This window comes from Paenibacillus sp. FSL E2-0178 (genome assembly GCF_038593005.1).
Taxonomy (GTDB): domain Bacteria; phylum Bacillota; class Bacilli; order Paenibacillales; family Paenibacillaceae; genus Paenibacillus_AQ; species Paenibacillus_AQ phytohabitans.
In genome coordinates, this window is the sequence record NZ_CP151953.1 from 8,089,868 (window position 1) to 8,104,632 (window position 14,765).

The window sequence follows — 14,765 nt, forward strand, 5'->3', positions numbered from 1 at the left end:
GGAGGCGGACAACATGAATATCGGATCACTCATTCGCGGCTTGCTCGGAGACAGCAAGGCGGGAGAGCCTAAATCTGTAGAGCTCAAGGAAGGTCAGGTTGTTCGCGGCGTTGTACTCAGCGTGTCTGATTCAGGCAAGGAAGCCATGGTGCAGATTCAGGGGACGCCTGTCCGTGCTGAACTGGAAACACCGCTTATGCCTGGACAGACCCTGAACCTGCAAGTGGGTACACCTGGTGAGAACGGATTGCCGGTGCTGAAGCCCGTCTCTCTTGGTGAAGCTGCCCTCGCCTCACCGCAGAGTATGGGGGAAGCTATTGAATCGCTTGGCCTTACGAATTCGAAGGCAGGGCGGGAGATTGTTCAGGCGATGCAGTCCGGCGGATTGGCATTGACCAAAGAGACGGCGGCGAAGCTGGATGCCGTCATGAATGCCAAGCCGCCTGGTGTGCCAGCCTCGGAATGGCTGGAAGCGGCCGTCATCTCCGTGAAGCGCGGATTGCCGGTTACGGCTGAGACGGTGAAGGGGCTGCAGCAGGCGGTATTCGGTCCGAAGCTGCATCAGCTGCTGGCCACGCTGGAATCGGAGCTGAACATGTGGGCCCAGCAGGGTGATGCTGGTAAGAGTGCAGAGTCGGCAGGAGGAAATAAACCTGCGGCAGGAGTGCTCACAGGCGGCACCACAGCTCCTGTGACCGGAAATACGGTAACGGCTGGTGTGCTGCCCGGAGCGAATACAGATGCTGAACTTCCGGCATCGAAAGCTGGCGCAACAGGTAATAGTGCTCCTTCGGGGGCGGCAGCCGGTTCTGTAGAGACCCAGTCTGGATCAGGAATGGTAAGTAACACAGGGAGTAATAATGGTAACGTCAATGCTGGCAATACTCAAGCAATAGGAAGTGCTGGACAGGCTGCTGCAGCTTTGAATGCAGATTCTGCAGTAGAGGGGGAAGTGCCTGGAGGCCTGGCGCAGAAACTGCCGTTGTCCGAGGCGGCGTCCGCCAATAAGGCTGTGTCAGCAGGAGATGCAGAGCCTGCTGGTACCGCGCCTGCTGGAGCAGGAGCTGCCAAAGGAAGCGGCAGCACTGACCCGGCAGGCTCCCGCGCTGCTGCGGCTGGTCAGAATGAGGCCGCAGCAGCACGGGAGGGCTCGGGAGCCGCTGCGGCTGGCCGCACCGAGGCCGCAGGAGCTCGGGAAGGTGCGGGTGCTGCCGCGCCGGTAAACAGTGCTCCGCAGCCGCAGAGCACTGCCTCGGGGACCGCCCTGCTCGCGAAGCTGCAGGGCGTGCTCACCGAGCTGCGCGGCACGCTGCCGCAGCTCGCTACAGCTCCGCCCGCCTCCGGCGCGGCGGGCGAAGGCCCTGCGGCCGCGCAGCCGCCGCAGGGCAATACCGCCCCGCCAGCACCGGCGGGGCAAGGGCAAGTCCCCGCTGCGCCGCGCGGGGACGCCTCTGCTGCGGCTGCGCAGCCGCAGCAGGGCACGGCGCCCGCCCCCGACACGGAGTCGTGGGTGGGGCGGGTGCTGAAGCTGCTCGGTGCGGAGCACGAGCAGCAGGCCGTGCGCGGCGGCGTTGCCGCGCACGGGCGTGAGGCAGCGCTGCCGGCTGCGGCGCTGCAAGGGGCGTCCGGCAGCGCGGAGGATGCCGCCGGTACGCTCAAGGGCGTGCTGCTGCAGGTTCTCGGCAGCAGCGAGGTCCCGCCCGCGGTCAAGGAAGCTGCGGGCCAGCTGGTGCAGCAGCTGACTGGCCAGCAGCTGCTGCTGAATACAGACCGCACCGCGCCGTTCGCGCAGGTGACGATGTTCCTGCCGCTGCGGGGGCAGGACGGCCAGGAGACGGCTTCCGTCCATATCCAGTCCCGGCGCGGCCGCAAAGGCGAGCTGGATGCGGCGAACTGCCGCCTGTGGTTTGATCTGGATATGAAGCAGCTCGGCCAGACTATGGTAGACGTACAGGTCGTTGACCGGATTGTCAGCCTTAAGCTGCATAATAATGAACCTTGGGTGCTGGAGCTGCTGGAAGGGCGCCGTGAGGACATTAAGACAGCGGTTGAGTCTATAGGGTATCAGCTGTCCAGCCTGCGCACGGAGCCGTTGCCCGAGCTGAGTACGGCTGCAGCTCCTGCCAAACAGTCCGATTATGTTCCCGATTCCTACAAAGGAGTCGATTACCGCATATGAGTGAGTCGGAACATAAGGTTTCACAGAACCTCAAAAAGGCGGTTGCCCTTAAATATATCCCCGGCCAAAGCGAAGCCCCGGTTGTTGTTGCCAAAGGACAAGGCTCGGTAGCCGATATCATTCTGCAAAAAGCCAAGGAAAACGGGGTTGCTGTGCAGGAGGATGCCGCGCTGGTGGAGGTCCTCTCTAAGCTGGATCTGGATCAGCAGATTCCGCCTCAGCTATACCAGCTGGTCGCGGAGATTCTGAGTTATGTATATCAGAGTGACCGTTCTGCCGGGGAACGGAGACCGAAGTGAGTCACGGGGCGGACAGGACGAATTATACCCGCAGGCAAAAAGGGGCTGCTGCCGAGCAGGCGGCAAGTCTGTATCTGTCCTCCCGGGGATACATAATCAGGGAGTGCAACTGGCGCTGCCGCAGCGGAGAACTTGATATTATTGCAGAATATGAAGAGGGGATTGTCTTCATTGAAGTGCGCAGCCGGAGCGGGGCTGGTGTGCAGGGAACCCCGGAGGAGTCAGTGGATGAACGCAAAATCCGCCAGGTGAGAAATACAGCCCAGGTGTATTTACATATGCGGGGTCTGAATAACCCGGTGATTTCCTTTGATGTAATCGCCGTACAGCTAAATAGAGATTTAAGTATTGCTTCATTACGGCATATCCGTGAGGCATTTTAGCTCTTTTTTTGCCTGTGTTCAACGATTTTGCTTATTTATCCTTGACATATCATGGGCTCCATGGGTCATTTCTCGAAAGAAATGGGTAAACATTAGTGTAACTTTTAATGTCACCATGAGGAGGGCTGTCCGAGTGAGAAATCAACCGATTGATATACAGGTAAGTTTTACTTGCCAGCATTGCGAGCACAGAGTCGTAGCGGAATTGGGCGGAGAGCCTCTGTCCGTTGTCTGCTGCAGCAATTGTAATAAGACATTTACCGTTATGCGGCCTGCAATAGCGGAAGAGATATTAATTGACTGGGAGCATGAGGCTTTATTCCATAAAATGCGTGCGGAAAAAACAGAAAGCAGCAACAGCAGCCTGTTGTCACTGGTCATCAATGTCATCGAACTGCTTACCTGGAAGGATAAGGGGAACGGTCAGGTAGAGGCCATTAAGGAAATGCGTCAATGGCTGATCGAGCATGAGGAAACCCCTCCTTTGGCCGAATTGATTCAGGTTGACGTGAATCGGCGTCCGTCCAAGAGAAACTGGAATAAATGAACCATTCCTGAAGTACTTGAAATGGGGGTGCTGTTTTGACTAATGTCTTTTTCACCTCGGATCATCATTTTGGCCATAAGCTGATCATAGATTTCGAATCCCGTCCTTTTGTCAGTGCGGGGGAGATGGACCAGTCGATGATTGCCAGCTGGAACGCTGTGGTGGGCAAAGGGGATAAGGTATTTCATCTGGGGGATTTCTCCTTCTTGAATCAGGAGGCTACCCGGAATATTATTTCTGCGCTGAACGGCTACAAAATCCTGATTCTCGGCAATCATGACCGCGGACGCGGGCGTAATTGGTGGCTGGAAGCCGGATTTGACGAGGTAAGTGAATACCCGATCATTTATAAAGAGTTTTTTATGCTCTCCCATGAACCTATGTATATGAACAAGCATATGCCTTACGTAAATGTGCATGGCCATATTCATGGACAGAAATATGAAGGCAAAAGCCATTTTAACATTTGTGTAGAGCATTGGAATTATGCGCCGTTGTCCTTTGAACAGATCAGGGATGCCGTTGTGGCCAGTGAGGAAGGCTGAACAAATTGATTCTCTAGTCATAGATGCACAATTATGCAAGACGGATGGGAATTGGGATTTGTGCATCAGCTTGTGCGTAATAGTCCTTGCATGATAGCAGGGGCTATAGGTATACTCAACATAATAAAGCTAACGGAAAAAAGAGGAAGCACCCTTTTTCTTGGAAATAAACGCCCGTACCGGGCGTATTTCAGGAGGAGAGGTGTTTTTTTGTGTACGGAAAGATGCATAGTGCATGTTTGTACGGGATTGAAGGCGTAATGATCGGCGTGGAAATTGATCTGGCGAACGGGCTTCCGCAAACGATAATCATCGGATTGCCGGATTCTGCTGTGAGGGAAGCGGTAGAGAGAGTCCGGGCTGCGGTTAAAAACTGCGGCTACAGCTATCCTCAGCAGCGCGTTACAATCAATCTGGCACCTGCAGATCTGCGCAAGGAGGGATCGGCGTTCGATCTGGCCATCGCCCTGGGGATTCTGACAACAAGCGGCCAGCTTATTATGCCGGATGCCGGGAAAATGCTGCTCATCGGAGAATTGGCGCTGGACGGCAGTCTGCGTCCGGTTAATGGGGTGTTATCTATGGTTGAGGCAGCGCGCCGGGCAGGCTTCCAGGCAGTCCTCGTACCACCGGGAAATGCTGCCGAAGCAGCGCTGATTACGGGAATCTGTGTATATACTGCCGGACATTTGCGTGAGTTGTCACCGTCAGCTGCCGGTGTTCCGGCTTCTCCGTTTACGGTAGAGCCAGCTCCAGGACTGGAGCCGCGATTACCTACAGAAGTGCCTGATTCAGCCGTTCCGGAACTATCCATGCCGCAGACAAAGCTGCCGTTTCCGGTATCGGTTAGCAATGAGCCGTCCCCGAGGAACCGCCCGCCAGTTCAGGTGCTGACGCTGGACCATCTGAGATATCAGCCGGAAGGGAACAAGGTTATTGCCCCGAGCCGGGAGGATTATCTGATGAAGGAGGATTACAGTGATGTCATTGGACAGAATCACGTGAAGCGCGCGCTCACTATTGCCGCTGCCGGAATGCATAACATCCTCTTGATCGGCCCTCCGGGGACAGGCAAAACGATGCTGATTAAACGACTTCCCGGCATTCTCCCAGACCTGAGCGATGATGAATCGCTTGAGGTGATGAAGATATTCAGTGCCGCCGGTAAGCTGAGGGACAGCAATGGAGGCCTGATGCGCCTCCGCCCGTTTCGTTCCCCGCATCACACGATTTCGGCAGCCGGACTGATTGGTGGAGGGGGAATACCGAAGCCGGGTGAAGTCAGCCTGGCACACCGCGGAATTCTGTTTCTGGACGAGCTGCCTGAATTCTCCCGCACGGTTCTTGAGGTTCTCCGCCAGCCGCTGGAGGACGGGGTAGTGACCATCAGCCGGGCCAGGGCGTCGTTTACCTTCCCGGCCCAGTTTCTGCTCGCCTGCTCTATGAACCCCTGCATGTGCGGATTTCTCGGGAACGGCAGCTCACAGCAGCGGTGTACCTGCAGTCCGGCACGAATCGCCCAGTACCGGGCCAAAATCTCAGGACCGCTGCTGGACCGGATGGACATGCAGGTTGATGTTCCCCGCCCGAAAGAATGGGACCGGAATGTGCCGGCGTTGTCTACAGCGCGGATGCGTGAGGACGTTCTGCGGGCTCAGGCTATTCAAGCTAAGCGTTACCAGCACCTGCCGATCTCCTGGAACAGTGAGCTTTCAGGAGCGGCGTTACGCCGTTACGCAGTTCTGAGGCATGAAGAAAATTTGCTGCTGAACCGGATTCTGGAGAGTCTTGGCCTCAGCATGCGGGCGCATGACCGGATCATTAAGCTGGCCCGCACCATCGCCGATCTGGAAGGGGCAGAGGAGATTGGTTCTGCGCATCTTGCCGAAGCTGTCCAGTACCGTAATCTGGACCGCCAGGTGACGGCAGAGGAGGAATACTAAGTGAGCGTTATCTTGTTCATTCGAGCCCGAAATGATCGGGAACTGGTCATCTAAAGGATTCTGAGTCTGTTTGACATACAAATCTGCCGTATCTGCATATATAAAGGAATTTCACTCCATCAGCTGGTAGTCACCCAAGAGTCGTGCTGAGTTTCCGCCGGGAAACGCACATCAGTAACTCTTTTGAAAGTTAATTGTAGTGCGGGTTAGATAGAATAATCGAAGACAAATGGATAGATTAACACGGGACCCAAAGCATAAAGTTTGCCGATCAACGGCAAACACCCTACCCGGGGCCGCCGGACAGGGCGTTTACTTTAAAGAAAGTATGGCTATATAAAGGGCAGGCTGGGGATAGGACATGTATACCCGGTCTTGTAATTATACTGAGCAGTATGTCTTACAGCACATTCAGTTCAACTTCAATATTGCCGCGGGTTGCGCGGGAGTAAGGGCATGCGCCGTGAGCCGCTTCTACCAGCTGGACTGCAGTTTGGTGATCTACGCCTTTGACCAGAACGTCCATCTTCACGGCAATGCCGAAGCCGCCGTCTTCGACTTTGCCGAAGCTTACCGTTGCTGTTACTTCACTGCCCTCGATCTTGATTTTACCCATACGGGCCACCATATTCAGTGCGCTGTCGAAACACGCGGAGTAGCCTGCTGCGAACAGCTGCTCAGGGTTAGTGCCTTCACCGCCGGCGCCGCCCATTTCGCGTGGTGTGCTGATTGTAAGGTTTAGCTTAGGACTTTCAGATTCAATATATCCTTGTCTTCCGCCAACCGCTTTTACTGTAGTTTCATACATTTTCTGTTGAATAGTCATCATTATAAATCGCTCCCGTTCGTTTTCATATTGTATTGTACACAACTTAATTTAACACAATTAAAATAAAAGTCAATATATTTTCCGCTATTAACATGATATTGTGAATGAATTGTGTTAAACTAATGTCACAAAGGCAGGTGAAGATGATATGCAAGAAGAAACTATGACTCCTCCAGAGCTAATGCTCGAGAACCAGCTCTGCTTTACGATTTATGCCTGTTCGCGTGAATTTACGAAGCTGTACCAGCCTCACCTGGACAAGATCGGATTAACGTATTCGCAGTACCTGGTTATGCTTGTCCTCTGGGAGAGACGGCAATGTACGGTCAAGGAGCTTGGTGAAGCTCTGTTCCTGGACTCCGGTACGCTGACTCCGCTGCTCAAGAGACTGCAGGCTGCTGGCCTGATTCTGCGCGAACGTTCTTTGCAGGACGAGCGGAAGGTGTTGATTTCATTAACCGCACAAGGTTTGGCACTGCAGCAGGATGCGATGTGCATTCCCGGCAAAATGGCCGAAGGCACCATGCTCTCCCCCGAGGAGTTTGTTGGACTGCTTGGCCAGTTCAAAGACCTGCTTGCCCGTGTTCATGAGAGCAATATTAGCAATTCGAAATAGTCTATCAGCACAAAGTCAATGCAATCGTTCGCATTCCGGCATGAAATCGAGCGAAAATGTATGTATAAATAGTGAAAGTTTTTAAGGAAAGCGCTTATAAAACATGTTACAATATTCTGGGTTTCACATTCTGGCATATAGGTAATTATAGATATCACTCTGTAATATGTTCTATATGCCACTAGCAGAAAACTGTACCGTTTGCGGATTTATTATTCAGGCGGCGGTTTTCTGCATGTGCCGGGATATTGCCAGTTTTCACCGGTCTGGACCCGGCTTTGGACAATCAAAACGGAATGCGGAATGGCCGCAGGCTGCCTGCACAGGTCACCGCAACACTTTAGGAGGCTTCCGGTATGAATATCCACGAGTATCAGGGAAAAGAAGTACTTAAGAAGTACGGCGTAGCCGTACCGAACGGAAAAGTAGCTTATACAGTGGAGGAAGCAGTGGAAGCTGCCGCAGCGCTGAGTACACCGGTAGTTGTAGTCAAAGCTCAGATTCATGCAGGCGGACGCGGTAAAGCCGGAGGCGTCAAGGTGGCGAAGAACAGTGATGAGGTTCGTGCCTATGCGGCTGAAATCCTCGGCAAGACGCTGGTCACTCACCAGACGGGACCCGAAGGCAAGGTAGTGAAGCGGCTGCTGATTGAAGAGGGCTGCCAGATTGTTAAAGAGTATTATATCGGACTGGTTGTAGACCGTGGTTCCGGGCGGGTAGTCATGATGGCGTCCGAGGAAGGCGGTACAGAGATCGAAGAGGTGGCGGCCACACATCCGGAGAAGATTTTCAAGGAAATCATTGATCCGGCAGTGGGACTGCAGACCTTCCAGGCGCGTAAACTGGCTTACAGCATAGCCATACCTTCAGAGTTGGTAAATAAAGCGGTCAAGTTCATGCAAGCGCTATATCTGGCTTTTGTGGATAAAGATTGCTCCATCGCGGAGATTAATCCGCTGGTTGTAACGGCTGACGGAAATGTGATGGCGCTTGATGCCAAGCTGAATTTCGATTCTAATGCGCTGTTCCGGCATAAAGATATTCTGGAGCTCCGTGACCTGGACGAAGAGGATGCCAAAGAGATTGAGGCTTCCAAATACGATCTTAGCTATATCGCGCTTGACGGCAACATCGGCTGTATGGTGAATGGGGCGGGGCTTGCGATGGCTACCATGGATATTATTAAATATTACGGTGGAGAGCCGGCCAACTTCCTGGATGTAGGGGGCGGCGCAACCACAGAGAAGGTAACCGAAGCTTTCAAGATCATCCTCTCGGATGATAAGGTAAGCGGGATTTTTGTTAATATTTTCGGCGGAATCATGCGCTGTGACGTCATTGCTACCGGTGTAGTTGAGGCAGCAAGACAGCTCGGGTTAACGAAGCCGCTGGTTGTACGTCTTGAAGGCACGAATGTAGCACTGGGCAAAGAAATTCTCGCCGGATCGGGACTGAATATTGTTGCTGCCGATTCCATGGCTGACGGTGCCCGTAAAATTGTTGCTCTGGTGTAATATTCGACAATAAAAGTGAGGATGTGACCTGACGCATGAGCATTCTTGTAGATAAACATACAAAAGTCATCACACAGGGAATTACGGGCGCTACGGGCTTATTTCATACTAAAGGAGCACTGGATTACGGCACCCAGATGGTAGGAGGGGTAACCCCGGGCAAGGGAGGAACCTTTGTTCAGATCACGCTTGAAAATGGCACGGAGGCCAGTCTCCCGGTATTTGATACGGTCGTTGCCGCCAAAGCAGCTACAGGTGCAACTGCCAGTGTGATTTATGTTCCGCCGGCTTTTGCTGCAGATTCGATTATGGAAGCTGTGGATGCTGAAATGGAGCTCGTCATTTGTATCACAGAAGGCATTCCCGTGCTGGATATGGTTAAAGTATCAAGATATATGGAGGGACGTTCTACTGTATTAATCGGTCCCAACTGTCCGGGGGTAATCACGCCTGGAGAATGTAAAATCGGGATTATGCCGGGTTATATTCATATGCCTGGTTATGTAGGGGTTGTCTCGCGGAGCGGAACCTTAACCTATGAAGCTGTACATCAGCTGACGGAGCGTGGAATCGGCCAGTCTTCGGCTGTAGGTATCGGCGGAGATCCGGTCAAGGGATCGGAGTTCATAGATATTCTGAAGCTGTTTAATGATGACCCGGGCACCAAAGCTGTCATTATGATCGGAGAGATCGGCGGGACGGCGGAGGAAGAGGCGGCTGAGTGGATTAAAGAGAATATGACAAAGCCTGTAGTAGGCTTTATCGGGGGCGTTACTGCACCTCCCGGCAAACGGATGGGCCATGCCGGGGCGATTATTTCAGGCGGTAAAGGAACGGCCAGCGAGAAGATCGCTGTGCTGGAGTCCTGCGGGATCAAGGTCGCGCCAACGCCTGCGGAGATGGGCTCTACACTCGTCAGCGTGCTTGAGGAACGCGGCATTCTGAATGCTTTCACCACTCACTAGAGCTCAGCCTGCAGAATCACACAAAGATCACTGCTTTTACCGCTGATTCATGTATAATCATTTTAAAGGTAAGCAACCTTTTGTCCTGGAGTACCGGGGTGAAGGGTTGCTTTTTTTGTCTTTTTTCAGCAGTTTATGTAATCATTAAGGAAGGCTGGCCCTTCCGTATAGGAGAGAATGCATATGGAAACGCGGGATCTGCTGTTCGGTTTGAATGAAGTAGAAGGCATTGGATGGAAAAGTATGGACAGAATACGCCAGGCGGGACTTTTGACGAATGAAGCTTTGTCCTGTTCCGTTACAGATTGGGAGCGGGCCGGAATCAGCGGCAAAATGTCGGCCAGGCTTAACGCTGTCTTTAATGAAGAATGGATTCTGCAGCGCCGCTCTTTAATGGAAGCAAGCGGTGTTTCGATGGTGACTTTGCTGGATGAAGGGTACCCTGTCCAGTTAAAGGAAACCCCCCAGCCGCCTTGGGTTTTATATTATCGCGGCCGTCTGGAGCTGGCTTCCCGTCCTTCTGTAGCTATGGTTGGTACCCGTGTGCCTACTGCCTATGGACGCAAGATTGGTGAAATGCTGGCTGAACAGCTCAGTGCGGCCGGTCTCACGGTTATAAGCGGCCTAGCGAGAGGGATTGACAGTGTCTGCCACGAAGCAGCATTATCGGGAGCCGGAAGTACCATTGCTGTGGTCGCAACGGGGCTGGATAAGGTCTATCCGCCTGAGAACCGTGAGCTGGAGCAGCAGATTTCACGTGTCGGGCTTGTGATTAGTGAATATCCGCTCGGTACCCCGAGCCATCCCGGATTATTTCCGCAGCGCAACCGGATTATCGCCGGACTGTCGCTCGGCACGGTGGTGGTCGAAGCAGACAGCCGCAGCGGTTCCCTGATTACCGCCGACGCTGCGCTAGAAGCAGGAAGGGATGTGTTTGCTGTTCCGGGTCCGCTCACCTCGCCCAAGAGCAGAGGCGCATTAGAGCTGATTAAACAAGGTGCGAAGGTGGTAACAAGCTCCGCGGATATCGTGGAAGAATACATAGCTTATCTGCCTGGAAAGGGGACTTCAGGATCTCCGGCAAGCGGTTCCGGGCCTTCCGCCGGAGATGGCTTAATCGAAAAGAAATTGACAAGTGAGGAGTTGCACCTTTACCATATACTGCATCAAGGCCCCTTTACACTCGATGAGCTCCTGGCGTCCACGAGGTGGGATTTTGGACATTTGCATTCAGTTCTGTTATCTTTAATCATAAAAAAAGCGGTAACACAATTGCCGGGTGCAATTTATAAGGTAATTTAATATAGAAGTAACCGTGTTAAGCATAGACTCTTGATTTCTGCCGGGCCTGAGGGCAGGTTCAGGAGGATGTATGCTTACAAACTTTTGGGAGGAAAACCTATGGCAGATGCGTTGGTTATTGTAGAGTCACCGGCAAAAGCAAAAACGATTGGTAAATATCTGGGCAGTAAATATATTGTAAAGGCATCAATGGGACATATCAGAGATTTGCCGAAAAGTCAGATTGGTGTGGAAGTGGAGAATGATTTCAACCCCAAATATATAACGATCCGCGGCAAAGGCTCTATCTTGAAGGAACTCAAGGATGCCAGCAAAAAAGTAAAAAAAGTCTATCTCGCAGCTGACCCGGACCGCGAAGGTGAAGCTATTGCCTGGCATTTGGCGCATGCGCTGGATTTGGACAACACACAGGAATGCCGGGTTGTCTTTAATGAGATTACGAAGCAGGCTGTGAAGGATGCTTTCAAGACACCGCGCAAAATTAATATGGATCTTGTGAATGCCCAGCAGGCCCGCCGTATTCTGGACCGGCTCGTCGGATACAAGATTAGCCCCCTATTATGGAAGAAAGTCAAAAAAGGCCTGTCCGCAGGACGGGTACAATCGGTAGCTGTGAAGATTATTATGGACCGCGAGAACGAAATCTCTGCTTTTGTTCCCACAGAATACTGGAGCATTACTGCGAAGCTGGGCATCCGCGATTCCTTGTTCGAAGCGAAGTTCCACAAGCTGAATGGCGACAAAAAAGAGCTGGGCCAGGAGAGCGATGTACAGGAAGTATTGGATGCTATTAAGAATTCCGCCTTCCAGGTTAAAGAGGTAAAAGAGAAGGAAAGACAACGGCATCCTTCCGCTCCGTTTACGACAAGCTCACTGCAGCAGGAAGCTGCCCGTAAGCTGGGCTTCCGCGCATCCAAGACCATGTCTGTTGCTCAGCAGCTCTATGAGGGGGTTGAGCTGGGCAAGGAAGGCACTGTCGGTTTAATTACCTATATGCGTACGGATTCCACCCGTCTGTCTGCTACGGCCCAGGAAGAAGCTAAGGAGCTGATCCTCTCCAAATACGGTGAGAAGTTCGTTCCCGAGACACCGCGCCAGTATTCCAAGAAAGCTGCGGGGGCCCAGGATGCGCATGAAGCGATCCGTCCAACCTCGGCGCTCCGTGAGCCTGACATGGTCAAAGAATTCCTGAGCCGTGACCAATTCCGCCTGTATAAGCTGGTTTGGGAGCGTTTTGTTTCCAGTCAGATGTCTTCAGCCCTTCTTGATACGCTGTCTGTGGATATCACAGCAGGCACTGCGATTTTCAGAGCCGTCGGGTCCAAGGTTTCTTTCCCGGGCTTCATGAAGGTATACGTAGAAGGCAATGATGACGGCACAACGGATGAGGAGAAGTATCTGCCGCCGCTTAAGGCAGGCGATGACTTAACCAAGCATGATATTGAGCCGAAGCAGCATTTCACTCAGCCGCCTCCAAGATATACGGAAGCGCGTCTGGTCAAAACGCTGGAGGAACTGGGGATCGGCCGTCCGAGTACGTACGCGCCAACACTGGAGACGATCCAGAAGCGCGGATATGTAGCGATTGAAGAGAAGAAGTTCATGCCAACCGAGCTCGGTGAGCTGATCATAGAGCAAATGGAAGAGTTCTTCCCGGAAATTCTGGATGTGGAATTCACAGCCCATATGGAAGGGGATCTTGACCATGTGGAGGAAGGTGCTGAGGACTGGGTGAAAGTACTGGCCCAGTTCTATGAATCTTTTGAGAAACGTCTCCTCTACGCCGAAGAAGAAATGAAGGAAATTGAGATTGAAGATGAAGTTTCCGACGAGCTATGCGAGAAATGCGGGAAGCCGATGGTCTACAAGCTGGGCCGTTTCGGTAAATTCCTGGCCTGCTCCGGATTCCCGGACTGCCGTAATACGAAGCCGATCATTAAGGATATCGGAGTAAGCTGTCCGAAATGTCATGAGGGTAAGGTTGTGGAGCGCCGCAGCAAGAAAGGCCGTGTCTTCTACGGCTGCGATCAGTATCCGGGCTGTGACTTTGTATCCTGGGATAGACCGTCGGTTAAACCATGTCCTGTCTGCGGCTCCTGGATGGTAGAGAAGCGCAACAAACAGGGAACTAAGCTGCAATGCACTTCTTGTGATCATACCGAGGCAGTGCTGGACAACGAAGAGCTGGCAGAATAATAGTGTTACAGGAGGAAAGGAAATTGACTGATATAGCTAAAGTAACCGTGATTGGAGCCGGACTTGCCGGCAGTGAAGCCGCCTGGCAGATTGCCTCGCGCGGGGTTCCGGTCAGATTATATGAGATGCGTCCGGTTGTGAAGACACCGGCGCATCATACGGACCAGTTCGCCGAGCTGGTCTGCAGTAACTCTCTGCGGGCCAACGGCCTTGGCAATGCGGTAGGTGTGCTCAAGGAGGAAATGCGCCGTTTGGACTCGCTGGTACTGGGTGCAGCTGACCGGCATGCGGTTCCGGCCGGAGGCGCACTTGCCGTAGACCGCGATGGATTCTCCGGTGAGATTACATCGATGCTGCATAATCACCCTCTGGTAGAAGTCATAAATGAAGAACTTATGCATATACCGGAGGAAGGGATTGTTGTCATTGCGACAGGCCCGCTGACCTCTCCGGCACTCTCCGCTGAGATTAAAGGCCTGCTTGGCGAGGAGTATTTCTACTTCTATGATGCGGCTGCCCCGATTGTTGAAAAGGACACCATTGATATGAGCAAGGTGTATTTGGCCTCCCGATACGACAAAGGTGAAGCTGCATACCTGAACTGTCCGATGACGGAAGAGGAATTTGATGTTTTTTATGATACACTGATCTCGGCTGAGACTGCCGCACTCAAAGATTTTGAGAAAGAGATTTACTTCGAAGGCTGTATGCCGATCGAGATTATGATGAAGCGCGGCAAGCAGACAGCACTCTTCGGGCCGATGAAGCCTGTAGGTCTGATGAATCCTCATACAGGGAAGCTTCCTTACGCGGTTGTGCAACTTCGTCAGGATAATGCAGCGGGAACGCTTTATAACCTGGTTGGCTTCCAGACGCATTTGAAGTGGGGCGAACAAAAACGCGTGTTTTCACTTATCCCCGGTCTTGAGAACGCAGAGTATGTCCGTTATGGTGTCATGCACCGCAATACATTTATCAATTCTCCCAAGCTGCTGCATCCCACCTATCAAATGAAGGGACGGGAAAGACTGTTCTTTGCCGGCCAGATGACGGGGGTTGAAGGTTATGTGGAGTCTGCGGCTTCAGGCATGATCGCCGGTATGAACGCTGCCAGAGCGGCACTCGGTGAGGATGGTCTGATCTTCCCGCAGGATACCGTGCTGGGCAGCATGCCGGCCTACATCACTTCTGCAGATCCCGAGCATTTCCAGCCGATGAACGCCAATTTTGGCTTGCTGCCAAAGCTTGAAACGAGATTCCGCAGTAAAAAAGAGAAAAACGAACGTCTGGCTTACCGTGCGCTGGACAGTCTTGCTGCCTATGCTGCAGACAAAGGCCTGGCCTATACTGAGCCGGAGGTCGTAGAACCTCAGCTTACCGAAGCGGAAAGTCCGGCACAATAAAGCTTAAACGCAAGCTTCCGGGACGGATTGTCCGAAGCTGGTCC

Annotated in this window: 13 protein-coding genes; 12 read left to right on the forward strand and 1 reads right to left on the reverse strand. The window is 52.8% G+C overall.

Annotation, left to right across the window (positions count from 1 at the left end):
* Positions 1–13: 13 nt before the first annotated feature.
* The 6 genes from MHI42_RS34965 (at position 14) to MHI42_RS34990 (ending at position 5,896) form a co-directional block, all read left to right on the forward strand.
* Positions 14–2,179 (forward strand): DNA ligase, encoded by a 2,166-nt coding sequence (locus MHI42_RS34965; RefSeq protein WP_342422166.1) that lies wholly within the window; start codon positions 14–16, stop codon positions 2,177–2,179.
* Positions 2,176–2,478, forward strand: coding sequence for an EscU/YscU/HrcU family type III secretion system export apparatus switch protein (locus MHI42_RS34970; RefSeq protein WP_039295123.1), 303 nt, complete (start codon positions 2,176–2,178; stop codon positions 2,476–2,478). The genes MHI42_RS34965 and MHI42_RS34970 overlap by 4 nt, the downstream gene beginning before the upstream one ends.
* Entirely contained in the window at positions 2,475–2,861 is a 387-nt protein-coding gene (locus MHI42_RS34975; protein WP_076246957.1) for a YraN family protein, read from the forward strand. Before MHI42_RS34970 ends, MHI42_RS34975 begins: the two co-directional genes overlap by 4 nt.
* 133 nt (positions 2,862–2,994) lie before the next feature.
* Complete coding sequence (locus MHI42_RS34980) at positions 2,995–3,408, forward strand: hypothetical protein (protein ID WP_171716103.1); 414 nt, start codon at positions 2,995–2,997, stop codon at positions 3,406–3,408.
* Between the two features lie 35 nt (positions 3,409–3,443).
* On the forward strand, positions 3,444–3,953 hold the full coding sequence (locus MHI42_RS34985; protein ID WP_342422167.1) for a phosphoesterase: 510 nt from the start codon (positions 3,444–3,446) through the stop codon (positions 3,951–3,953).
* A 212-nt stretch (positions 3,954–4,165) separates the two neighbouring features.
* Positions 4,166–5,896 carry a YifB family Mg chelatase-like AAA ATPase gene (locus tag MHI42_RS34990; RefSeq protein ID WP_342422168.1) on the forward strand — a complete coding sequence of 577 codons (1,731 nt, stop codon included), beginning with the start codon at positions 4,166–4,168 and terminating at the stop codon, positions 5,894–5,896.
* A 400-nt stretch (positions 5,897–6,296) separates the two neighbouring features.
* Here MHI42_RS34990 and MHI42_RS34995 read toward each other — a convergent pair whose 3' ends face one another.
* Positions 6,297–6,725 (reverse strand): organic hydroperoxide resistance protein, encoded by a 429-nt coding sequence (locus MHI42_RS34995; protein ID WP_342422169.1) that lies wholly within the window; start codon positions 6,723–6,725, stop codon positions 6,297–6,299.
* 148 nt (positions 6,726–6,873) lie between these two features.
* On the opposite strand from MHI42_RS34995, the gene MHI42_RS35000 reads away from it, so the two are divergent.
* The 6 genes from MHI42_RS35000 (at position 6,874) to trmFO (ending at position 14,721) form a co-directional block, all read left to right on the forward strand.
* Entirely contained in the window at positions 6,874–7,341 is a 468-nt protein-coding gene (locus MHI42_RS35000; protein WP_042138172.1) for a MarR family transcriptional regulator, read from the forward strand.
* A 356-nt stretch (positions 7,342–7,697) separates the two neighbouring features.
* A complete protein-coding gene (gene sucC / locus MHI42_RS35005; protein ID WP_039295138.1) occupies positions 7,698–8,855 on the forward strand; it encodes an ADP-forming succinate--CoA ligase subunit beta in 1,158 nt (385 codons plus the stop codon).
* A gap of 35 nt (positions 8,856–8,890) precedes the next feature.
* The gene (gene sucD / locus MHI42_RS35010) at positions 8,891–9,820 is read left to right on the forward strand and encodes a succinate--CoA ligase subunit alpha (RefSeq protein ID WP_171716099.1); all 930 of its coding nucleotides are present in this window, start codon (positions 8,891–8,893) and stop codon (positions 9,818–9,820) included.
* Between the two features lie 183 nt (positions 9,821–10,003).
* The gene (dprA, locus tag MHI42_RS35015; RefSeq protein WP_342422170.1) at positions 10,004–11,122 is read left to right on the forward strand and encodes a DNA-processing protein DprA; all 1,119 of its coding nucleotides are present in this window, start codon (positions 10,004–10,006) and stop codon (positions 11,120–11,122) included.
* Between the two features lie 99 nt (positions 11,123–11,221).
* Positions 11,222–13,318 carry a type I DNA topoisomerase gene (gene topA, locus MHI42_RS35020; protein WP_039295145.1) on the forward strand — a complete coding sequence of 699 codons (2,097 nt, stop codon included), beginning with the start codon at positions 11,222–11,224 and terminating at the stop codon, positions 13,316–13,318.
* A gap of 23 nt (positions 13,319–13,341) precedes the next feature.
* Positions 13,342–14,721 (forward strand): FADH(2)-oxidizing methylenetetrahydrofolate--tRNA-(uracil(54)-C(5))-methyltransferase TrmFO, encoded by a 1,380-nt coding sequence (gene trmFO, locus MHI42_RS35025; protein ID WP_342422171.1) that lies wholly within the window; start codon positions 13,342–13,344, stop codon positions 14,719–14,721.
* Positions 14,722–14,765: the final 44 nt, after the last annotated feature.